Origin of the sequence: Brachybacterium sp. UMB0905 (genome assembly GCF_002871795.1) — a bacterium.
Taxonomy (GTDB): Bacteria; Actinomycetota; Actinomycetes; order Actinomycetales; family Dermabacteraceae; genus Brachybacterium.
The window spans coordinates 279,024-300,616 of record NZ_PNHL01000001.1; the positions used below are offsets into that span (position 1 = coordinate 279,024).

The following is a 21,593-nucleotide window of genomic DNA, read 5'->3' on the forward strand; positions in this document are numbered from 1 at the left end:
GTATGACGGGTGGTTCCCGCCCGCCGGGCGGTTCGTCGACACAGGAGAGGACCAGAGATGAGCGCGCGAGGTCGCACTGCACCGATGCGACGGGGGGCTGCTGCCATGCTGGTAGCCGCGTGCATCGCGATGCCGACCTCGGCGAGCGCTCTGGCGACCTTCCCCGCCGAGCCGCAGCAGGAGCTGGGCGACTGTCAGGGCCAGCCGACCTCGGTGAGTGTTTCGCCCGACAGAGTGAGCGTCGGTGAGACCGTGACGATCACCGGCACGTGCTTCCCCACCCGTGCCTCAAGCGACCTGAACGTCAACACCCCGAGCGGTCCGAAGCCCCTTCCGGTGACCACGGACGGTTCCGGGTCCTTCACCAAGACGTTTACGACGGAGGAGGCGGGCTCGCACACCGTCACCGTGGTGATCAACGGCGAGGACGCCAACGGCAGCTTCGAGGTGCTCGCGCCGGAGGATCCGGGCGAGGACGAGCCCGGCGAGGACGAGCCCGGCGACGACAACCCCGGCGACGACAACCCCGGCGACGACAACCCCGGCGACGACAACCCCGGCGACGACGAGTCCGGCGAAGACGAGTCCGGCGACGAAGAGCCCGGTGAAGAAGCTCCGGGCGATTCCGCTCCCGAGACCGGGGGCAGCGATGAGAAGCAGGGCTCCGATGGCCGCGGGGGCAGCGATGACCGCGAGGGCTCCGACGATCGCGGGAACAGCGATGACCGCGGGAACCGCGATGGCGATGTGCAGGCCGGTGGACAGCAGCCGGCCGCGCAGCCTCCTGCACCGGCGTCTCCCGGATCGGCGACCAATGACTTCCCAGCCGCCGGGCCCACCGTCACCGAGCAGCAGCGGCTGAGCGCCGTAGAGATCCTGCGGGCGTTCCTGTCCTTCGGCGGGAAGAGCACCGGCGCGGACAGCACCGGCTCCAGCGAGGGCTCCGATGCGGAGGCGTCCGATGGCGGCGGTGAGCTCGCCCAGACCGGCATCGAGGCCAGCGCGTTCGTGGGCCTGAGTGCCCTCGCCCTGCTCGGCGGGGCCGGGATGCTCTGGTACGCGCGGCGTCGCCGCAGCTGATCAGCCCTGCCCTGGCGCTGACTGCTCTGTGCCTGGGGCCAGCAGCACCGCGAAATCCTTGAGGGTGCGCTGCAGTGCCACGGAGGGATCCAGCAGCCACTGGATCTGCAGCCCGTCTGATGCCGCCACGATCAGCGCGGCCATCCGTGCGGGATCCACATCGGCTCGCACCAGTCCTGCTGCCTGATCCTCGCGCAGTCGACGCGCGAGGTTCCCGCGCACCCGCCCGAACCGGGCGGTGAAGTACTCGTTCGCCGGGCCCTGCTCCGCCTCTAGGGCGGCGGCCAGCAGCGTCGAGTACAGCTGGACCAGGCCCGGGACGTGCACATTGCGCACCGCCGCATTGGCCATCACCTCGGCGGCGCGCTCGCGGCCTCCATCGGCCCGCTCCTGCCCCTCCCGCTGCTCATGGTGCTGGTATACCGCCACCAGCAGCTCCTCGCGGGAGGCGAAGTAGTGCAGCAGGGCGCCGTGGGAGACGCCGATCGCCTCGGCGATGCGCCGCAGTGACGTGCCCTCAGGGCCGCGGGCGCGGAACACCTCGATCGCGCGATCCAGGATCTCCTGACGCCGGGCGATGCCCTTGCGATAGGAGCCGGCGCGGCCGATCGCACCGCGGCCCCGCGTGGGCTCCGCGGTGTCGGCGTCCTTCCCCTCAGTGCTCATGGACCCGAGCCTGCCATAAAAACCTCCACGCGGTGGTTTCACTGTTAGGCTCGACGCACCCTGACGCGATAGGACGAAAGCAGGTCACCGTGACACCACCCCAGGACCCCACCGAGCTGCCCCTCGCCTCCGTCCAGCTGTACACCCTGGCTGAGGAGTTCACCGCCGATATGCACGGCTCCCTCGAGCGCCTCGCGCAGATCGGGCTGCAGCATGTCGAGGCCTTCGACTTCGTGGGCCGGCCGCGGCAGATCCGCGAGGCGCTGGATGCCACCGGCCTCACCTCCCCCACCGGGCATGCGCCTCTGCTGTCCGATGAGCTGTGGACCCCGGATGGCTCCATCCCCACCCCGAGCAATGAGGTGGTCTTCGAGGCTGCCGCCGAGATCGGGATGCAGGTCGTGATCGACCCGATGGTCCCCACTGAGCGCTGGCTCACCGAGGACGGGGTGAAGGACACCGCCGAGCGGCTGAACACCGCCGCCCAGAAGGCCGCCGAGTACGGGCTGGCCGTCGGCTACCACAACCACGCCCAGGAGTTCCTCGCCGACTTCGACGGGAAGACCGCCTACCAGCGCTTCCTCGAGCTCACCGACGATGCGGTGCAGATCGAGCTGGACCTGTTCTGGGCGCTTGTGGGCGGACAGGACGTCGTCGGCCTCGTGCGCGAGATCGGCCCGCGGCTGACCGCCATCCACGTCAAGGACGGCGTGGCCCCGGCGTCGAACCCCTTCGCTCCCGGCGCCCCCGCCTTCACCTCCGACAGCCTGGATCAGCGCCACGCCGGTGAGGGGGACGTCCCCACCGTCGAGGCGATGCAGGCTGCGACCCAGGTGCAGTACGCCGTGATCGAGTACGACCACGCCCCCGGTGACGTCTTCACCGACATCGCCGACAGCCACCGCTTCCTCCTCGAGAAGGGACTTGCCCGATGACCACCCTCGAAAGCCCCGTCGGCATCGGCGTCATCGGCGCCGGGTTCATCTCCGACCAGTACCTGCGCACCCTCGCGACCTTCCCCGATGTGCGCGTGCTCGCGATCGGCGACCTACTGCCCGAGCGCGCCGCCACCCAGGCGCAGACATACGACATTCCCGTCCACGGCACCGCGCAGACCGTGCTCGAACACCCCGAGGTGCAGGTGGTCGTGAACCTCACGATCCCCGCCGTGCACGCGGAGGTCTCCGCTGCCGCGATCGCCGCGGGCAAGCACGTGTGGACCGAGAAGCCACTGGGCCTGGACCGAGAGTCCACCGCCCAGCTGCTGCGTGATGCCGAAGCGGCGGGGCTGCGCGTGGGCTGCGCCCCGGACACGGTGCTCGGCGCGGGAGTGCAGACCGCGCGGCGGGCGATCGTCGACGGGCTGATCGGCCGTCCGCTGTTCGCCCAGACCTCCATGCAGTGGCAGGGCCCCGAGGTGTTCCACCCCGATCCAGCCTTCCTGTTCGCCAAGGGCGCGGGCCCGCTGCTGGACATCGGCCCCTACTACTTCACGGCCCTGGTGAACCTGCTGGGATCCATCACCGAGGTGGCGGCGATGGGGCTGAAGGCCAGCGAGGAGCGGGAGATCCTGGTCGGCGAGAAGGCCGGGCAGCGCTTCCCGGTGATCCCGCCGTCGACGATCTCGGTGCTCACGCGCTTCGCGGGCGGGCAGACCGGCACCTCGCTGGTCAGCTTCGACTCGCCGCTCGCGCGGCAAGGGGTCGTGGAGATCCACGGCACCGAAGGCTCGCTCGTGGTGCCGGATCCGAACATGTTCGAGGGCCGGGTGGCGTATGTGCGGCCCTTCGAGCCCTCCGGGGAGACGCCCGGGGAGCAGGAGTGGATCGAGGTGCCGCCCGCGGGGCCGACGACCGGCCGGGGCCTGGGGCTGCTGGACATGGTCCGCGCGATCGCCCAGGACCGCCCGCATGTGGCCAGCGGCGCAGTGGGCTACCACGTGCTGGATGTGATGCTCAGCGCCGAGGAATCCGCCGAGCGCGGCGAGTTCGTGCGCGTGGACTCCGCGGCTCCTGAGATCCCGGTGGTCCCCGCGGACTTCGACCCGACCGCGCAGACCCTGTGAGCTGAGCGGCAGTGACCTGGGACTGCGCGGTTCAGTCCGCCCAGTTCCAGGTCACGCCCACAAGCCCGGGGCCGAAACCGGTCACGGCGCACTGGACGCGGCCGCGCTGATCCAGAACGGCGGGGCGGCAGGTCACCTCCCCGGGCTCGGGATGGATGACGGTGCGCAGATCGCGCAGGGGCCGGGAGCCCCGGAACTCGACCTCGACCATGAGGCTCAGGATGCGCCGGGACACGGAGTATTTTATGTCGGTGACCTCATCCATCTGCACCGGCAGCGCCACCCGGTAGGACACGACCGCCACCTGCCCCTGCTGGAGGGGGCCGTCCACCTCGATCCGGGCCCCCACCACGGTGCCGTCCCGCTTGCTCACCCGACGGGCCACACGGCAGCCGCCGAGCGCGCCGATCTGCGGGCCGTCGGGACCTCCCGCGGTCTCCAGCAGATGCACGTTCGGCAGGGCGCAGATGCCATCGGCCGTGGCCTTCACCTGCGTCAGGAAGGTCATCTCGAGGGTGGAGGCGTCGGTGTCCACCAGGGCGTGCTCCACGATGGTCTGCTCCATCGGGAAGTCCTCCGGAGTTCTGAACCCGAGCTCGACCAGGGCCTCGCGCACAGCGCTCGTCCCCGGGGGCATGAGCATGGCCAGGTCCCCGCGCTCCGGCGGACGACCCCGTCGGCGCCGCGGCGCCACCAGGCTCGACAACGTCCCCGGCTCGATCTTCACGACCTCCTCAAGAGCCTCGAGGACTTCGCGCGAACGCTCCCAGTCGGGGTGCCGGGCGCCGCTCTGCCACGAGGACAGGGTGGCGGGGCTCGCCGGCAGATCACGGCGGCGCAGAGTGCGGCTGATCGCCGCGAGCGTCAGCCCGCTGCCCGCGATCGCCTCGCGCAGCACCTGCGCGAAACGCTCCGGATCCCCGACGCCGGCTCCTGCCTCACCCGGCGTCTGCTCCTCATACATGACCTCAGCTCCTCCCGGTCCCCGCAGCGTAGTGCCGGAGCCTGAAGTTCGCGCATTCACCCCTTCGGCTGAGATCGTGAACACCGGTTCCTAGCATCGAGACCCCGAGGGCGCCTTCTAAGGTTCCGCAGGTCCCTCAGCAGTCGGCCACGAGGCGCAGCAGCACGCGGGCCCCGAAGCGGATCGCCTCCACCGGCACACGCTCATCGACGCCGTGGAACAGCGGGGCGAAATCGAGGTCCGCGGGCAGCTGGAGGGGCGCGAACCCGTACCCGGCGATCCCCAGCCGGGAGAGCTGCTTGTTGTCGGTCCCGGCGCTCAGGCAGTACGGCAGCAGATGGGCCCCGGGGTCCTCGGCGAGGATGGCGCGGTGCATGGCGTGGACGAATGGGGTGTCATCGGGCGCATCGAGCGCCACCCCGAGCGTCTCCACGATGACCTCCACGTGCTCGCCGCTGAGCTCGTCGATCAGCGCCAGCAGCGCATCCTCGTGGCCGGGCAGGAACCGACAGTCCACCTGCGCCTCGGCGGTCTGGGGGATGACATTGCCCTTGTAGCCGGCATGGAAGGTGGTGACGTTCGCGCTGTCGGCCAGGGTGCCGGCCACGAACTGGCGGGCCCCGCCCAGCAGCGGCAGGAACGCCTCCGGGTCCGCCTCATCCCAGTCCTGCCCGGTGATGTCGGCGACCCGATCGAACAGGGTGCGCACGCTCGCCACGTACTCGCGGGGGAACTCGTGGGCGTCGATCGCGGCGATCGCGCGGGCCAGGCGCACGATCGCATTCTCGTCATTGGGGACCGAGCCGTGGCCGGCACGGCCGGACGCCCGCAGACGCAGCCAGGCCATGCCCTTCTCTGCGGTCTGCAGCAGGTAGGCGCGCTCCGCAGTGCCCGATGGGGTGGGCAGGGTGATCGAGTAGCCGCCCACCTCACTGATCGCCTCGGTGCAGCCGTCGAACACCTCGGGGTGGTGCTCGACCATCCAGCGGGAGCCGTAGGTGCCGCCCGCCTCCTCATCAGCAAACATGACGATCACGAGGTCCCGCGGGGGTTTCTGGCCGGTGCGGGCCAGGTGCCGCACCACCGCGAGGATCATGCCGTCCATGTCCTTCATGTCCACGGCACCGCGGCCATAGAGCACCCCGTCGATGATCTCCGCGGCGAAGGGGTCCACCGACCAGTCCCCGGCGTGCGCGGGCACCACATCCAGATGCCCGTGGATCACCAGTCCGCCGCGCTCGCGGTCCTGGCCCGGGAGGCGCAGCACGACGCTCGCCCGGCCCGGCTCGGACTCCAGCAGCTCCGGCTCGAGCCCCACCTCCTGCAGCAGCTGCATGACGTAGTCCGCGGCCTCCCGTTCCCCCGGGCCCCAGGTCTGCGGGTCGTGGCCGCCGTAGTTCGTGGTGTCGATGCGGATCAGCTCGCGGGTGATCCGCACCGCCTCGTCCTGCAGGAGAGTCAGCTGCTCAGCGGTCGGCTCGGCGAGGGTCATCGACCCAGGCTATCCGCCGCCCCGTCCACTCGCGTCCCGGCCACGCCCGGGCGGGTGATGAGCACATCGGCGCCCTCGGGGGCATCGCCGCCCGCGCGGTAGCGCTCAAGCCATTCCGCGGCGAAGGCCGGGGCGTCCGCGGTGGGCACGAGCGCCCACACGCTGCCGCCGAAGCCCGCCCCGAAGGAGCTTGCGGACGCCGCACCCAACTCCCGGGCGAGGTCCACGAGCTGGATGGTCTGGGGCACCTGATTGCCCAGGTGCGTCGCGGCGAGCTGCTGGGAGACCTCCACCTGCTGGGCGAACGCCTCGATGTCCCCAGCGCGAAGAGCCTGGTGGGCACGCGGCACGATCTCCCCGGATTCGCGCAGGAACTGCTCCAGGCGGTCCCTTTCGGCGCCGACGGGCAGGATCTCCCGCAGCGGGTCCAGTCGCGGATCCTCCGCCGCGAGCGGCTCCTCAAGGTCCTCCCCCACCAGGGAGCGGACCGCGGCCTGCACGGAGGCGTCCCGTCGGCCGGTGCGGCGGTTCCACTCCTGGACCACCTGGGTCAGCAGGGCGGGGCCGCGGTTGTAGGCCTCACGCGCGGCGCCGGTCTTCTCGGCGAGCACCCCGCTGACGGCCACCACGAAGGACCAGTCCTTGGCGAGCGGCACGGTGTCGATCACGCGCATCGGGTCGAACTCGGCGTAGGAGATCATGCCGTCGCGCCCGGTGAGCATGCCGGTGTGGTCCAGGGAACCACCGGAGGTGCCCACTCCCGGTCGGCCCGCGAAGGTGCCGAAGGTCTTGCCGTTCTCGATCGAGGCCGCATAGCCGGCGAGCGCCACCCGGTCGGTGATCTGCGCCGTCCAGGCTGGGGAGTCGGTGATGCCCGCAAGGTCCGCGAGGACCATCGCCGTGGCGGTCAGCAGCGCGGAGGAGCTGGACATGCCCGAGGCGGGTGGGAGGTTGGAGGTGGCGCTCAGCTCCGCGGCCGGCAGGGGCCCGAAGTTCTTGGTCAGCCGCTCGAGCACCGTGTGGACGTAGCGGCCCCAATGCCCAGGTGGCAGGGGCGGCTCCTCGCCGCTGCGCAGGCTCACCGCATCGGGGTGCACATCGGTGCGGGCTCGCACGGTCCCGGGCTCACCGCCGGTCAGTTCGCCGCGGACGGTGATGCCGCGGTCGACGGCGCACACCAGCACGCGGCCGCCGCCGTAGTCGGTGTGCTTGCCCAGCACCTCGATGCGGCCGGGCATCCGCCAGGTCGCGGCGGTGCGGGCGGGGCCGGTCACAGGGAGACCTCCACTCCGGTCAGGCGGCGCTGCACATCGGCGATGTCCTCGCGGCGGGAGAGGTCCAGCACGCCCCCGGCGAAGGGGATCACCTGCACGGTCGCGAGGGCCCGTACGGCATCGACGATCTCGAGCTCCCCGCGGGTGCTCGGGGTGATCTGCTCGCAGGCGGTGAAGATCTCCGGGGTGAAGGCGAAGCAGTTCATGCTCACCAGGGCGTTCTCACCCGCGGCGGCGAGATCCTCCGCGGAGGGCTTCTCCAGGATGCCGGTGAGGATCCCGTCCTGCTGCTGGATGATCGCGAAGGCGGCGACCCGGTCCGCGGGGATGTTCGACTGCTCCACCAGGGCGGTGCGCTCGAAGCCCAGCAGGGCATTGCCGGGGGCGGCCAGGAGCTGCTGCACACCCTCGCCCGGGTACAGGTTGTCGCCGTTGACCATGAGGAACGGCTCCTCCCCCACCGCCTCCCGGGCGGCGGCCACGGCATCGGCGGTGCCCCTCGGCTCCTCCTGCACGGCGAAGAGGACCTCGAGGCGCTGTGGGGCCACCTGCGCGATGTGCTCGGCGAACTCGGCATGCTCGGGGGCGACCACCAGGACCGCCCGGGTGATCCCGGCATCGGCCAGGGCGGACAGCGAATAGTCCACCAGGCGGTGCTCGCCGATGGGCATCAGGGCCTTATGCCCGCTGGCCGCTGCGGCGGCCTGCTCGGCGCTCAGGTTCTCCCCGCCCGCGGCGCGCATACGGGTGCCCAGTCCCCGGGCCAGGACGACGGCGGTGGTGATCATGACTCTCCCAGGTCGAAACGGTCGGCGACGGCGCTCGCCAGCTGCTGCGCCTCCTCCAGGGTCGGGGCCTCCGCGAACACCCGGATCACCGGCTCGGTGCCGGAGAAGCGGATGGTCAGCCAGGAGTCGTCAGCGAAGTACACCTTGGCCCCATCCTCCCAGCTGATCCGCGCGATATCGCGGTCGAAGGAGGGCAGTTCGTGCTCGACGAAGATGCGCTGCTGCAGCTCCTCGCGGCGGGCAGGAGTGTACGCGTAGGCAGCCTCGACCATCTCGAGCCGCCCGTAGCGGTCCACGATGTCCTGGTAGATCTGCGAAAGCTTCTTTCCGGAGGCCGCGACCATCTCCACCAGCAGGCTGCCGGCCTGGATGCCGTCCTTGCCGGGGATGTGCCCGGCCACCGTGAGGCCGCCGGAGGATTCACCGCCGATGATCGCGCCGGTCTCGGCCATCTTCGCGCTGATCCACTTGAAGCCCACCGGCACCTCATGGCACTCCTGGCCGTGGGCGGCGGCGACCCGGTCCAGCAGATGGGTGGTGGACATGTTGCGCACCACCGGGCCGGACCAGCCCTTGGTGCTCAGCAGGTACTCGTACAGCAGCACGAGCACCTGGTTGGGGCTCAGGTATTCGCCGGTGTCATCGATGATGCCCAGGCGGTCCGCATCCCCGTCGGTCGCGATGCCCAGATCCGCCCCCTGCTCGAGGACGGCCTGCCGCAGCGGGGCCAGCGACCCCTCCGCCGGGGAGGGCATGCGGCCGCCGAACAGCGGATCGTGGCGGGCGTTGATGACATCCACCTGGCAGCGGGCGGAGATGAGGATGGTCTGCATGCTGGTCTGCGCGACGCCGAACATCGGGTCCAGCACCACGTGCAGATGGGCGTGGCGGATGGTCTCCAGGTCCAGCTGCTCCATGATCGCGTCGAGGTACCAGTTGATCGAGGACTGCTCGGTGACCAGCTCGCTGCTGCGTGCCTCATGCGGGGCCAGGGCCTTCACGTCCGCCTCGGTGAGCGGGGCGATGCGCTCACCCAGCTCATCGGTGACCTCGAGGGTCGCATCGCGTCCGCCGGCGGTGAAGAGTTTGATGCCGTTGTACAGGGCCGGGTTGTGGCTCGCGGTGACGGCGAGGCCGTAGGGCGCCTCCTGCTGCTTCACCGTCCACATGCACATCGGCGTGGGCACGGGGCGGGTGATCACGCGCACCGGGATGCCATTGCCGGCCAGCACCTCGATCGCCCACCAGGCGGCGACGTCGGAGAGGAACCGCCGGTCGTAGCTGATGACGATGCCGCGCTCGGCGACGCCCTCATCGTGCATGCGGTCCGCGAGGCCCTGGGCCAGCAAGCGGACGTTCGCGCGGGTGAACTCATCACCGATGATGGCGCGCCAGCCACCGGTGCCGAACCTGATCATGGATGCTCCTTCGCGGGCGGGGCGGCGGGGTGGGGCAGCCTCCCGCCAATACGTTCACGTTGTGAACAAACTACGACGACGGGCGCATGCCGTCAAGACTTTCGACAGGTTCCCCCCTGTGTTATTCGCAGTAACCTGGCGGCGTGCTGCGTTCCGAGTTGCCGCGTTCCCAGTTCTGCCGTGTGCTCCTGGCCTCCCTCGGGGGATCCCTCGCCCTCGGTGCCTGCACCGACCGCGGAGGCACCGACCCCACTGCATCGCCCGGCCCCTCCGATGGTGGCGGCCCCTCCGACGGGGGCACCAGCGGTGACGGGGAGGACATCGTCGGCACCCCGGCCCCCGCGTGGCCGCAGCCAGCCGCCGTCGACCCCTCTGCCCTGCCGGACCTCGACGTGCTCACGATCTCCGACAACACCCTGCGCATGCACATCGTGGTCCCGCAGCTGGGCGGCCACGACACCCTGAACACCGCGACGCGAGAATTCGCCGAGGGGCAGGAACAGGACTTCCGCGACGGCCTGCCGCCCGCCCCCTCCGATGGCGGCGACAGCGAGACTCCGCCGATCTGGATCTCCGGCACCTGGCAGGCCACCGCGCTCAGCGCGGACATCGCCGGATTCGTGCTGACCACCAGCTACTCCCCCGGCGCGAGCATCGGGCAGGAGCGGCGCAGCCTCTGGTACGACACTCGGGCCGGGCGCGTGCTCTCCCCCGGCGACCTGTTCGTGTCCGAGCATCTCGGGGACATCGCCGAGGCCGTCACCGCGGAGCTCGGGGACCACATCGACGACGTCGACTCCGCATGGGTGGATTCCGCGCTGGATGAGGGCAGCGCGCTGATCGCCTTCACCGCCGACGGGGACCTGCTGGTGGGCTTCGATTCGCACACCGTCGGCCCCGGATCCGCGGGCGCCCCCGCGGTCGCCCTGCCCGACCCGGACGGTGCGGGCTGGCTGACTGAGACGGGCCGCACGGGGCTCGCCGCAACGCTCGACCCGGCCCCGGCCGACCTGCCCGACCGCCCCGAGGTCACCGTCCACCCGCCAGTGGACCCCAGCGACGGAAAGTTCATCGCGCTAACCTTCGATGACGGGCCCTCCGGCTCGACCACACCGCGTCTGCTCGACATCCTCGCCGAGCATGAGGTGCCCGCGACGTTCTTCGTCCTCGGCTCCCAGGCGCAGGCCTTCCCCGATGTGCTCGTGCGGCAGGTCGCCGAGGGGCATGAGATCGGCAACCACTCGTGGTCCCACCCGGATCTCTCCGGCCTCGGGGCCGAGGCCGTGCGGGAGGAGATCGACCGCACCTCCACGACGATCGAGGAGATCACCGGCGCACGGCCCACCCTGCTGCGCCCGCCCTACGGCGCGACGAACGGCACCGTCGATGAGGTGTCCGCGGAGCTGGGGGTCGCGCAGATCCTGTGGAACATCGACACCGAGGACTGGCGCCACCACGATCCTGCGCAGACGCGCACGGCGATGCAGAATCCGGCGAGCGGCTCGATCGCTCTCATGCACGACATCCACGCCAGCACCGTCGACGCGGTGCCGCAGGTGATCGAGGATCTGAAGGCCGCGGGCTTCACCTTCGTGACCGTCAGCCAGCTGCTGCCGGATCCGGTCCCGGGCGAGCGCTACTCGCAGGCGGGCTGAGCACCGGGACGCGCAGCGGATCCTCGAGCACCCGCTGCAGGGCGAGCGTCGCTCCGCCGCGAGCCGCGGCCTGGAGCCCGAGCCATGAGCCGAGTACCTCGACGCGACCTGCCGGGTCCAGCAGCCGCGCATCCAGCGCCTTCTGCACCGGGCTGACCAGCAGCTCGGCGAGCTCGCCGAAGGCCCCGCCGAGGATCACGACCTGCGGGTTCAGCACATCGGTGAGCACCCCGAGGCCCCGGGCGAGATCGGTGGTCAGCTGCGCCATGCCCTCCGTGATGGCGGGTTCTCGTGCGGCGGCGAGCTCGCGCAGGCGGGCGAGGCGCCGCGCCATCGACCAGTCCGCGGTGCGCCCGGGATCCTCGGCGGGCAGCAGGTCCAGGACCGCCTCGAGGCCGACGAGCGTCTCCCAGCAGCCGCGGCGGCCGCAGCGGCAGGCACGGAGCGGGGCGGTGGGGGTCGGTGCGCCCAGGCTGATGTGCCCCACCTCGCCGGAGCTGCCGGAGAAGCCGCGCAGCAGGTTGCCGCCCACGATGATGCCCGCGCCCACGCCGACATCGCCGGTGAGATAGATGAGGTCCGCAACCCCGCGGCGGGCCAGGCGCGGGGCGGCCGCGAGCGCGGAGAGCTTCGCGTCATTCTGCACCGCGACCGGCAGCTCCTCCCCCATGAGGCGCTGGTCGAGCTCCGCGGCGAGCGGCACCTGCTGCCAGCCGAGGTTCGAGGCGAAGCGCACCGTCGCGGACTGCTCGTCGATCGGGCCGGGCGCGGCGACGCCCACGCCCGCGACCCACAGTCCGGCCGCCTCGGCCACCTGCTGTGCCTCGCAGATCAGCTGCGCCGCAAGATCCAGGACCGTGGCCGCGGGGTAGGTGCGGGCGGGCTCAGCGTCGGCGGCAGGCTGCCCGTCGGCCCCCTGAGCGGCGGCGTCCCGTCCCCGCTTTCCGCCGGCGATGAACGGGGTAGGGCGCGCCGTGGTGAACCGGACGCCACCGCCGAGGTCCTGCAGGCACACGGTGAGCTGATCCGCCGCGAGATCCATGCCGATGCCGGCCACCCGCGTGGGATCGAGGTGGAGCGCGGTGCCGGGTCGGCCCACGCCGCCTTGCCGCTGCGTCGGGCCCTCGCGCACCAGCCCGCGCTCCGACAGATCCGTGACCAGCGAGGTCACCGCTGCTTTCGACAGGCCGGTGCGCTGGGCGAGATTCGCCCGGGTGCTCGGGCCGTGATCGGCCAGATCGCGCAGCAGCAGCGAGAGGTTCGCGCTGCGCATTGCGGCGTGGCTCCGCGGGCGGGCGGCCGGGCTCATGATGCGGCGTGGGTCGCACCGTCCGGCCGGGCGGCGCGGGCGTACCACTGCTCGAGCTCGCGCAGCTCTGCGGCGCCGACGTGCCCGGTCGCGGGCGGGCACGGGCCGCCGCGGGCGATCGCGGCGGGGATGCTCAGGTGCAGCCCGTCGGGTTCGGCGCGCTCCCGATCCGGCTCACGCGGCAGGGCGGCGATCACCGTGGCCGGCAGCAGGACCGTGCGCGAGCTGAGCTGCCGGCGGATCACCGCCAGGGCGGCGAACTCGCCCGTGGCATCGCGCAGGTAGATGTCGCGGACGCGGCCGACGACGACCCCGTCGGCCCCGTGCACTGTGACGCCCTCGAGGTCAGCCGGGCGCAGCGGCGGCGCCGGGGATTTAGAGGGTGCAGTGCTCACAGCTCCTGATCCTAGCGATCCGGCTCCCTGCCGCGGGCCCGGATGCGCCGGTGGGCGGAGCTCAGTTCTGCGCTTCGTCCTTCGCGTCGACCAAGAGCAGGCCGATCAGCTCACGCACATCGTCGATCGGATCAGCCACCGCAGATTTCTGCAGCTCACGGACGGTGTGCTCACGCACCGTGAGGCTCAGCAGCTCGGAGAACACGGTGCGGGCCAGGAACGTCGGCCCCGCGCCCTCCCGCAGATACCCGGCCTCCGCGAGGCCCTCGAGCGCCTTCTCCAGCACATGCTCATGCACCAGGCGCAGCCGCGCGATCCGGAACCGGCCCGGATGATCCGGGTTGACGATCTCCGCGGATAGCGTCGCCATCAGCGCCATCTGATGCCCGCGCGGATCCCACGGTCCCGCCAGCGCCGCCAGCAGCACCTGCGGGGATCCCGCGAGGGAATCCACCGAGTTCAGCAGGCCCTGCGCATGCGCCTCCAGCCGGTCGATCACCGCGCTGAGCAGTACTTCCTTGGAGGAGAAGTGGTGCAGCATGCCCGGATGGGAGATCCCCACCCGACGCGAGATCTCCCGCAGGCTCGCCCCGTGATATCCGCGCTCGGCGAACAGTGCCGAGGCCGCATCCAGGATCGCCTCGCGCCGCCCCGAGGACTGCGAGGAGGAGGCCTTGGAGCCGTCGGCCGTCCCGGGGGTGTTCGGGACCGACGTCGCCGTGCGCAGTCCGTCCCCGCCCTCGAAGTCGACCGAGGAGATCGAGTCCAAGGCCCGCAGCGCCCGCGTGAGCGGATCCCCGGCTGCCGGTCCTCGGGAGCCGGGAGCCTCCGTGTGCGTGCGGTCCGAGGCCTGGGCTGACAGTGGCGCCGGGACCGGGCCCGTTCCGGTGGGGCCACTTCCCGCGGCGCGCATCATGGTCTGCTCCTTCGCCTGACGTCTCTCGCTGGTGAGGGCGCGGCGAGCAGCTCCGCGATCTGGACCGCGTTGAGCGCCGCACCCTTGCGCAGATTATCGGCAACCACGTAGAGGATGAGGCCACGCCCCCCTGGAACCGCCTGGTCCTGCCGGATCCGTCCGATGAATGTGCCATCATGGCCGGTTGCCCTGAGCGGAGTCGGCAGGTCTATGACGTTCACCCCGTCGGCCGCCTCCAGCAGCTGCCGGGCGCGCTCGGCGGCGAGGGGCTCGGCGAATTCGGCATGGATGGTCAAGGCGTGGCCGCTCAGCACCGGGATGCGCACGCACGTCCCGGATACGGCCAGGTCAGGAAGGCCCAGGATGCGTCGGGACTCGTGGCGGAGCTTCTGCTCTTCATCGGTCTCCCCCGAGCCGTCATCGACCAGGCTGCCGGCGAGCGCGACAGCGTTGAAGGCGATCGGCTCCGCGTACACCGTCGGCTGCCCGAGATCCACCGCGGAGCCGTCCAGCGCGAGCTCTTCGAGGCGGTCCGCGGCGCGGCGGATCTGCGCGGCGAGCTCCTGCACGCCTGCGACTCCCGATCCGGAAACCGCCTGGTAAGTGGAGATCGCAAGGCGGGTCAGGCCCGCCTCGTCATGCAGGGCCTTCAGGGCCGGCATCGCCGCCATCGTGGTGCAGTTCGGGTTCGCGATGATGCCCTTGGGACGCTTAGCCAGGTCCTGCGGGTTCACTTCGGAGACGATGAGCGGCACGTCAGGGTCCCGCCGCCAGGCCGAGGAGTTGTCCACCACCGTCGCCCCCGCCGCAGCGAAGCGGGGCGCGAGCTCGCGAGAGGTGGCGCCGCCCGCGGAGAAGATCGCGATGTCCACCTGCTGCCCGGGCGAGGTGAGGTCCGCGCTCGCGGCGTCCTCGACCACGAGGTCGAGGTCCGCGTAGCGCACGGTGCTGCCGGCCGAGCGGGCCGAGGCGAAGACACGGATCCGCGAATGCGCGACCGCCCGGTCGGCCAACAGGGTCAGCATGACCCGGCCCACCTGTCCGGTGGCACCGACCACGCCGATCACGGGCCCGTCGGCCGCGTATCCGGGGGTGGCCGAGAAATCGGGGGTGTGCTGGGTGGTGGGCTGCTGGGTGCTCATCGTCCGGTCCCTCCGTAGACCACGGCCTCGGTCTGCTCGGCGTCGAGGCCGAACGCCGTATGGATCACGCGCACCGCATCATCTAGGCGGCCCCGGTCAGTGACCACCGAAATGCGGATCTCCGAGGTGGAGATCATGTCGATGTTGATGCCAGCCTCCCCGAGGGAGCGGAACAGGCGAGCGGAGACGCCCGGGTGGGAGCGCATGCCCGCGCCGACGATCGAGACCTTCCCGATCTGGTCGTCGTAGCGCACCTCCGCGTAGCCGATCGCCTCATGCGCCTGCTCGATCGCCTCCAGAGCCGCGGGAGCGTCGGCCTCCGGGAGGGTCAGGGAGATCGCGACCGTGTCGTCGGTGGTGGAGGTGTTCTGCACGATCATGTCGATGTTCGCGCCGGTCGCGGCGACCACGTCGAACAGCAGCGCGGCCTTGCCGGGGCTGTCCGGGACCTCCACCACGGTGATCTTGCCCTGGCTGCGGTCATGTGCGACGCCGGAGATCAGCGGGGCCTCGAGGCCCTCCGCGGTGAAATCCGGGCAGTGGGGATCCCTGCCGGGCTGAGGCGCGGCGGTCGGGTCCTGGTCCTGGTTCTGGTTCTGGTTCTGGTTCTGGTTCTGGTTCTGGTTCTGGGGCGACGGTGTCGTCACGGGGATCTCCTTGCTGGGATCGGCGGCGTCGCGGCGGGCGACCTCGGCGGTGCGGACGGTGACGGTCGGGTCCACCGGGATCTCGCGCGCAGGATCATCGGACACCACGGTGCCCAGTCGCCCCGAGTAGCTCGAGCGCACATGCAGCGTCACGTCATAGCGCCGCGCGTACTCCACACTGCGGGCCATGAGGATCTTCGCGCCGTTCGCCGCGAGCTCCAGCATCTCCTCGCTCGTGATCCAGGGGACGCGGCGGGCCGAGGGGACGATGCGCGGATCGGCCGTGAACACCCCGTCGACGTCCGAGTAGATCTCGCACACATCGGCGCCGAGCGCCGCCGCGAGCGCCACCGCCGTGGTGTCCGAGCCGCCGCGGCCCAGGGTGGTGATGTCCTTCGTGGTGCTCGAGACGCCCTGGAAGCCGGCGACGATCGCGACCTGCCCCGCTTCGAGGGCCTGCTCGATACGGCCCGGGGTGACGGTGAGGATGTGGGCGCGGCCGTGCTCCTCATCGGTGATCAGCCCGGCCTGCGAGCCGGTGTAGGCGCGGGCGGGCACGTCCAGGGCGTTCAGGGCCATCGACAGCACCGCCATCGAGATCCGCTCCCCGGCAGTGACCAGCATGTCCAGCTCGCGCGGCGGCGGGGTGGGGGCCACCTGGTGGGCCAGGTCGATGAGGTCATCGGTGGTGTCACCCATCGCCGAGACCACCACGACTACCTGATGCCCGGCCTGCGCATACAGGGCGATGCGGCGGGCCACGCGGCGGATCGCATCCGCATCGGCCACGGAGGATCCCCCGTACTTCTGGACGACCAGGCTCATCGGCGGTTCCTCTCGGCGTGGGGTGCGGGGGCAGGGGCGTCCGCCAGTCTACGAGCGCCCCGCCGGGACCTGCCGAGCCGTCCCACGGGCACGCGCCCGCTACCCCGCCAAGCACGCGCCCGCTACCCCGCCAAGACGGCTACGTTTCCGTTGAAATAGGCCACTCATTCCCACGGAAACGTAGCCGTCTGCAGGTCGAGGGGTTCGTAGGGCTCTGCGACCTCAGGTTGTCGGGGTCCATCCTCGTCGGATCAGGGCATCGCGCACCCAACTGGTCGCAGCCTCACAGGAGCTGCGCAGATCCTTCGCTACCGTCTGCACTTCGATCCAGCCATACCGCTCGCGACGCTCACGGCGCTGGATATCTCGGTGCTGCTGCTCAGCTTCACGATGATGAGCGCCGTCGTGCTCCAGACACACCTTCCACGCTGGCCAGGACATATCCGGCTCCCCCAGCGACACTGCTCCCACGAGAATGGGGCGGTTCAGCTCCGGTTCCGGCAGCCCTGAACGCACCACCGCGAGTCGTAACCGCGTCTCCGCCGGAGAGTCCGATCCGACGCGAATCAGCTCCGCTGCTTGACGCAGCCCGGGAGTGCCATTGCCGGTATAGGCCTCGAGGGACTCCTTCAGCTGTCGCGGCGTGGCATGGGGTTCATCGCGTCCTTCCGCCCACAGGCGCGGGATGCGCAGCAGATGATCTCCGATCGCGACCAGGTCATCGACCGACAGTGTCCGGCCCAGATCAAGCCACGTGCGCAGCCGCCCGGTGGTCCGCACGCCGCCATGCATCTCGACCTCGTGCGACTGGAGCCGATGCCTTGTCCAGCGCACGAGCTGCGTACTGCGTCGCGCATGACCACCGGAAGCCAACTGGATCCGCGGATCAACCCCGATCTCATACCCCGCGTTGATGTCTCCCGCCGTCGGTGGACTCCACGTGCCGAGCTGCCGCGGAAGCGGGAGATTCCACAGCCGCGCCGCAGTGAGTCCCCGCGCGGCAACACGCGGATCAGCTCGGGTGAATGCCGACGCCACGCCAATCTCCGTGGGCACCGCACCGGCGGCCAGGTAGAGGCCCTGACCAATGCGCTGCAGGTCCTGTGCGCGCAGCCGGTTGGGATCCACGCCGAGCGCAGCTGCCTCGGCCGACGTGAACACAGAGGCGAGAAGCTGCGACGGCAGGAGCGTCGGAGGTCGAGACATGACCCGAGCATCCCGCAGCCCGGAGAGCATTCCGACAGTTATCCACAATTCGCAGGTCAATGACCTATCGTGCGGTGCCCGCGCCCGGGTCCGACACCCGTGCGTTCCCCCGCGATGCGCCCGAGCCCCAGCGCGGAAGCCCCAGTGCAGACCGCTACGTTCTCGTGGAAATTGACCATCGATTCCCACGAAAACGTAGCCGTCTGCGCTTTAGGAGGTCCGACGGGGCGAGGGGGCAGGGCGGGGCAGGCCAGGCAGGCCAGGCAGGGCAGGGCCCCGCGCGGGTCAGAGCGTCTGCACGAGCTCGCGCAGGAGGGCGCGGGCTCCGCGCTCGCGCAGCGTGGTCAGCGCCGCGAGGTACGGCCGCGTGAAGGCCTCGTGCTCCGCAAGGTCACCGAACAGCTCCTCATCGCGCAGGAACGCCAGCAGGTCCTCGTCGTGCTGGGCGGCCGCACCCATGACGCGGTCGCGCAGGCGATCCACCACCGGCCACTGCTCGCCGTTCTCTCCCGTGCCCTCCGCATAGCGCGCCCAGGACGCCACGATCGCCGCCGAGGCGCTCACGTCCCGACCCGCCGCGAGGTTCTCGCGGATCACGGGCATCAGCCAGGTGGGGATCCGGTCGGAGCTCTCCGCCGCGAGCCGCGCGAGCGTGTCTTTGACATGCACGTTCGCGAAACGCTCCATGAGCTGGTCCTGATAGGCGTCCAGGTCCAAGCCGGGCACGGCGGGCACCGTCGGCGCCCCCTCCCGTTCCATGTAGAGCACGCGCGTGAACGGCGCCAGGTCCGCATCCACGGCGGCCTCGTCGGCGTAGGTGTGCCCCAGCAGCAGCCCGAAGTACGCGATCGCCTGGTGGGAGCAGTTCAGCAGGCGCAGCTTCATCAGCTCGTAGGGCTCGACATCGCCGACCATCTGCACGCCCGCCTTCTCCCAGGCGGGTCGGCCGGTGGGGAAATGGTCCTCGAGCACCCACTGCACGAAGTCCTCGCTGACCACCGGCCAACGGTCCGCGATCCCGAAGTCCTGCTCCACCATCGCCACGTCCTCGGGCGCGGTCACGGGGGTGATGCGGTCCACCATGCAGTTGGGGAAGGCGACGTGCTCGCGGATCCACGGCGCCATCGGCTCGCTCCCGGCGCCGCCGGCACCGTCGCGCAGCTCGGCGTAGGCGAGCATCATGCGCCGGGCCAGATCCCCGTTGCCGCGCACGTTGTCGCAGGACATGACAGTGAACGGAGCGGTCCCCGCCTCGCGCCGACGCCGCAGCGCCTCCACCACGTACCCGAACATCGTGTGCGGCGCGCTCGTCGTGACGTCCGCGGCGATGTCGGCGGCCACCTCGGGCGTGGACTCCTGGAACTCGCCGGTGGAGGGGTTGTAGTTGTAGCCGCCCTCGGTGACGGTCAGGGACACGATCCGCACCGCCGGGTCCGCCATCCGCGCGAGCACGGCCTCGGGGTCCTCGGGGGCGTGAAGATACTCGGCGATGCTGCCGATCACGCGTGGCTCCCGCGACCCGTCGGGCGCCTTGGTGACCAGCGTGTACAGGCCGTCCTGGGTGGCGAGGGCATCACGCATGCGGGCATCGCCCGGCAGCAGGCCGACCCCGCAGATCGCCCAGTCGAGGTCGCGTCCTGCGCGCATCAGGCGGTCCAGGTACATCGCCTGGTGGGCCCGATGGAAACCGCCCACGCCGATGTGCACGATCCCCACCTGGCGCTGCTCGAGCGGGTAATCCGGGACAGCGACGCGGCCCTCCTGGGCGATCTGGGGCAGGGCGGCGGCGGTCAGCGCAGTCATGGGGGTCCTTCCGGGGTGGTCTGGTTCACGAGGCTATCGGGCCGACGTCGCCGGGCGCGGGGCCGACGGGCCCGGGCCGCACGGGCCCGCGCCGCGCGGATTGCCGCGGAGGACTACCGTGGTGCAGGTGAATGACTTTTCCACCATCTGCGGGAGCGCGGCGTGAGCCCGCGTCGTCCCCTGGCGGGCTGGCTGCTCATCGCGCCCAGCCTGATCGGCGTGACCGCGTTCCTCATCCTGCCGGTGGCACTCGCGTTCGTGGTCTCGCTGTTCCGGTGGAGCCTGCTGGGCGAACAGCAATTCGTGGGCCTGGAGAACTACCGCAGCCTCCTGGCCGACGGGGTGCTCGCCAACTCCCTGCTGGTCACCGCGATCTTCACGCTCATCTCGGTGCCGGTTTCGCTGGTGCTGGGGCTGATTCTCGCGACCCAGCTGGTGCGCGCCCTGCCGGGCTCGGCGGTGGCCCGCGTGGTCGTGGTGATCCCGTGGGTGTGCGCACCGCTGGCCCTGGGCGTGGTGTGGAAGTGGATCTTCCAGCCCTCCGTCGGCGCGCTGAACCAGATCCTGGGGGTGCGGATCGAGTGGCTCACGGATCCGTCGCTCGCGCTGCCGGCGGTGGCGTTTGTGGCGATCTGGCAGAACGTCGGCTACATCTCCCTGTTCTTCCAGGCGGGCCTGGGCCGGATCCCCGTCTCGATCTACGAGGCCGCGACCCTGGATGGCGCGGGCCCGCTGCGTCGGCTCACCGCGATGACCATCCCGCTGCTGCGCCCCACCACGTTCTTCCTCGCGGTCACGCAGGTGGTCGCGAGCTTCCAGGTGTTCGACATGGTCTTCGCGCTCACCGGCGGCGGTCCGCAGCGTCGCACCGAGGTGATCGCCTCCCTGATCTACAACGAGGCCTTCGTCTCCGGCCGCCTGGGCCGCGCGAGTGCGGTGGCTGTGATCCTGTTCGTCCTGCTCGTGGTGATCACGCTGATCCAGCAGCGCTGGTTCTCCTCGCGCATCACCTACGACATGAGCTAGGGAGCGCCGATGCCTCACGACACCACAGCACAGCCCGACGCGCCCCGCACCGGATCCCGTCACCGCTCCCCCGGTCGGCTCCTGGGCTACGTCGCCACCTACCTGGTGCTGCTGGTCGCGGTCCTGCTCACGCTGGGGCCGTTCGCGGTCTCGGTGATGACGGCCCTGACCTCGACGCGCCAGTTCGCGCAGCAGGGCCCGCTCTCGATCCCCGCCCCGCCGGTGCTGGACAATGTCGTCGAATTGCTGACCACGCCCGATGGTTTCCTCACCCCCGTGGTCGTGACCGTGCAGATGGTCGCGGTGATCCTGGTCGGCCAGATGGTGTTCTCGGTGCTCGCCGCCTACGCCTTCGCGCTGCTGCGCTTCCCTGGCCGTGACCTGCTGTTCTGGGTGTATGTCGCGACGCTCATGGTGCCGCAGGTCGTGGTGGTGGTGCCGCTGTATCTGATGCTGTCCGAGGTGGGGCTGCGCAACACGTTCTGGGCGCTCGTGATCCCCTTCGTGCTGGGCTCGCCGTACGCGATCTTCCTGCTGCGCGAGAACTTCCGCGGTGTGCCCGGCGAGCTGATCGACGCGATGCGGGTCGATGGTGCGGGGACGCTGCGGCTGCTGTGGAGCCTGGTGGTCCCACTGAACCGCCCGATCATCGTCACGCTCGTGCTGATCACGGTGGTCACGCACTGGAACAGCTTCATGTGGCCGATGGTGATCACCTCCGGGCCCGAATGGCGCGTGATCACCGTGGCGACAGCGTCCTTGCAGTCGCAGTACAACAACAACTGGACCCTCGTCATGGCCGGCACCACCCTTGCGGTGCTGCCGCTGGTGATCCTCATGATCGTGTTCCAGAAGCAGATCACGGGCTCGGTGGGCGAGACGCTCCGGTAGGGCCGACGGGCAAGCGGCCCCGTACGCTGGC

At 70.7% G+C, this 21,593-nt stretch carries 19 protein-coding genes; 6 read left to right on the forward strand and 13 right to left on the reverse strand.

Going from position 1 to position 21,593, the window contains the following annotated elements; genetic code table 11:
• Nucleotides 1-105: 105 nt before the first annotated feature.
• Nucleotides 106-1,080: an LPXTG cell wall anchor domain-containing protein gene (locus tag CJ197_RS15465; protein WP_102234939.1), complete on the forward strand. Its 975-nt coding sequence runs from the start codon at nt 106-108 to the stop codon at nt 1,078-1,080.
• On the opposite strand, the gene CJ197_RS01245 is transcribed toward CJ197_RS15465, so the two are convergent.
• The gene (locus CJ197_RS01245) at nt 1,081-1,746 is read right to left on the reverse strand and encodes a TetR/AcrR family transcriptional regulator (protein ID WP_102234940.1); all 666 of its coding nucleotides are present in this window, start codon (nt 1,744-1,746) and stop codon (nt 1,081-1,083) included.
• A gap of 170 nt (nt 1,747-1,916) precedes the next feature.
• Here CJ197_RS01245 and CJ197_RS01250 point away from each other — a divergent pair, with 170 nt between their 5' ends.
• Both CJ197_RS01250 and CJ197_RS01255 read left to right on the forward strand, forming a co-directional pair.
• Entirely contained in the window at nt 1,917-2,681 is a 765-nt protein-coding gene (locus CJ197_RS01250) for a sugar phosphate isomerase/epimerase (protein WP_102235005.1), read from the forward strand.
• The gene (locus tag CJ197_RS01255) at nt 2,678-3,811 is read left to right on the forward strand and encodes a Gfo/Idh/MocA family protein (protein ID WP_102234941.1); all 1,134 of its coding nucleotides are present in this window, start codon (nt 2,678-2,680) and stop codon (nt 3,809-3,811) included. Before CJ197_RS01250 ends, CJ197_RS01255 begins: the two co-directional genes overlap by 4 nt.
• A 31-nt stretch (nt 3,812-3,842) precedes the next feature.
• On the opposite strand, the gene CJ197_RS01260 is transcribed toward CJ197_RS01255, so the two are convergent.
• The 5 genes from CJ197_RS01260 to CJ197_RS01280 all read right to left on the reverse strand — a co-directional run bounded on the left by CJ197_RS01260 (nt 3,843) and on the right by CJ197_RS01280 (nt 9,747).
• On the reverse strand, nt 3,843-4,775 hold the full coding sequence (locus tag CJ197_RS01260) for a hypothetical protein (protein WP_102234942.1): 933 nt from the start codon (nt 4,773-4,775) through the stop codon (nt 3,843-3,845).
• 136 nt (nt 4,776-4,911) lie between these two features.
• Nucleotides 4,912-6,267, reverse strand: coding sequence for a M20/M25/M40 family metallo-hydrolase (locus tag CJ197_RS01265; RefSeq protein WP_102234943.1), 1,356 nt, complete (start codon nt 6,265-6,267; stop codon nt 4,912-4,914).
• Nucleotides 6,264-7,541: a galactokinase family protein gene (locus tag CJ197_RS01270; protein WP_233190573.1), complete on the reverse strand. Its 1,278-nt coding sequence runs from the start codon at nt 7,539-7,541 to the stop codon at nt 6,264-6,266. The genes CJ197_RS01265 and CJ197_RS01270 overlap by 4 nt, the downstream gene beginning before the upstream one ends.
• A complete protein-coding gene (locus tag CJ197_RS01275; RefSeq protein WP_102234944.1) occupies nt 7,538-8,329 on the reverse strand; it encodes a sugar phosphate nucleotidyltransferase in 792 nt (263 codons plus the stop codon). The genes CJ197_RS01270 and CJ197_RS01275 overlap by 4 nt, the downstream gene beginning before the upstream one ends.
• Nucleotides 8,326-9,747 (reverse strand): phosphoglucomutase/phosphomannomutase family protein, encoded by a 1,422-nt coding sequence (locus CJ197_RS01280; protein WP_102234945.1) that lies wholly within the window; start codon nt 9,745-9,747, stop codon nt 8,326-8,328. Before CJ197_RS01280 ends, CJ197_RS01275 begins: the two co-directional genes overlap by 4 nt.
• A gap of 143 nt (nt 9,748-9,890) precedes the next feature.
• Between CJ197_RS01280 and CJ197_RS01285 the strand changes: the two genes are divergently transcribed.
• A complete protein-coding gene (locus CJ197_RS01285) occupies nt 9,891-11,402 on the forward strand; it encodes a polysaccharide deacetylase family protein (protein ID WP_102234946.1) in 1,512 nt (503 codons plus the stop codon).
• Here the strand turns inward: CJ197_RS01285 and CJ197_RS01290 are convergent.
• From CJ197_RS01290 to CJ197_RS01320, 7 genes are all read right to left on the reverse strand, one after another.
• The gene (locus tag CJ197_RS01290) at nt 11,347-12,675 is read right to left on the reverse strand and encodes an ROK family transcriptional regulator (protein WP_233190574.1); all 1,329 of its coding nucleotides are present in this window, start codon (nt 12,673-12,675) and stop codon (nt 11,347-11,349) included. The genes CJ197_RS01285 and CJ197_RS01290 overlap by 56 nt on opposite strands.
• 32 nt (nt 12,676-12,707) lie before the next feature.
• Nucleotides 12,708-13,106: a PRC-barrel domain-containing protein gene (locus CJ197_RS01295; protein ID WP_102234948.1), complete on the reverse strand. Its 399-nt coding sequence runs from the start codon at nt 13,104-13,106 to the stop codon at nt 12,708-12,710.
• A 61-nt stretch (nt 13,107-13,167) separates the two neighbouring features.
• The gene (locus tag CJ197_RS01300) at nt 13,168-14,022 is read right to left on the reverse strand and encodes a TetR/AcrR family transcriptional regulator (protein ID WP_102234949.1); all 855 of its coding nucleotides are present in this window, start codon (nt 14,020-14,022) and stop codon (nt 13,168-13,170) included.
• On the reverse strand, nt 14,019-15,164 hold the full coding sequence (locus CJ197_RS01305) for an aspartate-semialdehyde dehydrogenase (RefSeq protein ID WP_102234950.1): 1,146 nt from the start codon (nt 15,162-15,164) through the stop codon (nt 14,019-14,021). The genes CJ197_RS01300 and CJ197_RS01305 overlap by 4 nt, the downstream gene beginning before the upstream one ends.
• Nucleotides 15,161-16,636 (reverse strand): aspartate kinase, encoded by a 1,476-nt coding sequence (locus tag CJ197_RS01310; protein ID WP_102234951.1) that lies wholly within the window; start codon nt 16,634-16,636, stop codon nt 15,161-15,163. Before CJ197_RS01310 ends, CJ197_RS01305 begins: the two co-directional genes overlap by 4 nt.
• A 222-nt stretch (nt 16,637-16,858) precedes the next feature.
• Complete coding sequence (locus CJ197_RS01315; protein WP_146007679.1) at nt 16,859-17,842, reverse strand: hypothetical protein; 984 nt, start codon at nt 17,840-17,842, stop codon at nt 16,859-16,861.
• Nucleotides 17,843-18,127: 285 nt separating this feature from the next.
• Entirely contained in the window at nt 18,128-19,645 is a 1,518-nt protein-coding gene (locus CJ197_RS01320) for a mannitol dehydrogenase family protein (RefSeq protein WP_102234953.1), read from the reverse strand.
• A gap of 162 nt (nt 19,646-19,807) precedes the next feature.
• On the opposite strand from CJ197_RS01320, the gene CJ197_RS01325 reads away from it, so the two are divergent.
• Nucleotides 19,808-20,671, forward strand: coding sequence for a carbohydrate ABC transporter permease (locus CJ197_RS01325; RefSeq protein ID WP_102234954.1), 864 nt, complete (start codon nt 19,808-19,810; stop codon nt 20,669-20,671).
• 9 nt (nt 20,672-20,680) lie between these two features.
• Nucleotides 20,681-21,562, forward strand: a complete 882-nt coding sequence (locus CJ197_RS01330) for a carbohydrate ABC transporter permease (RefSeq protein WP_102234955.1) — start codon at nt 20,681-20,683, stop codon at nt 21,560-21,562.
• Nucleotides 21,563-21,593: the final 31 nt, after the last annotated feature.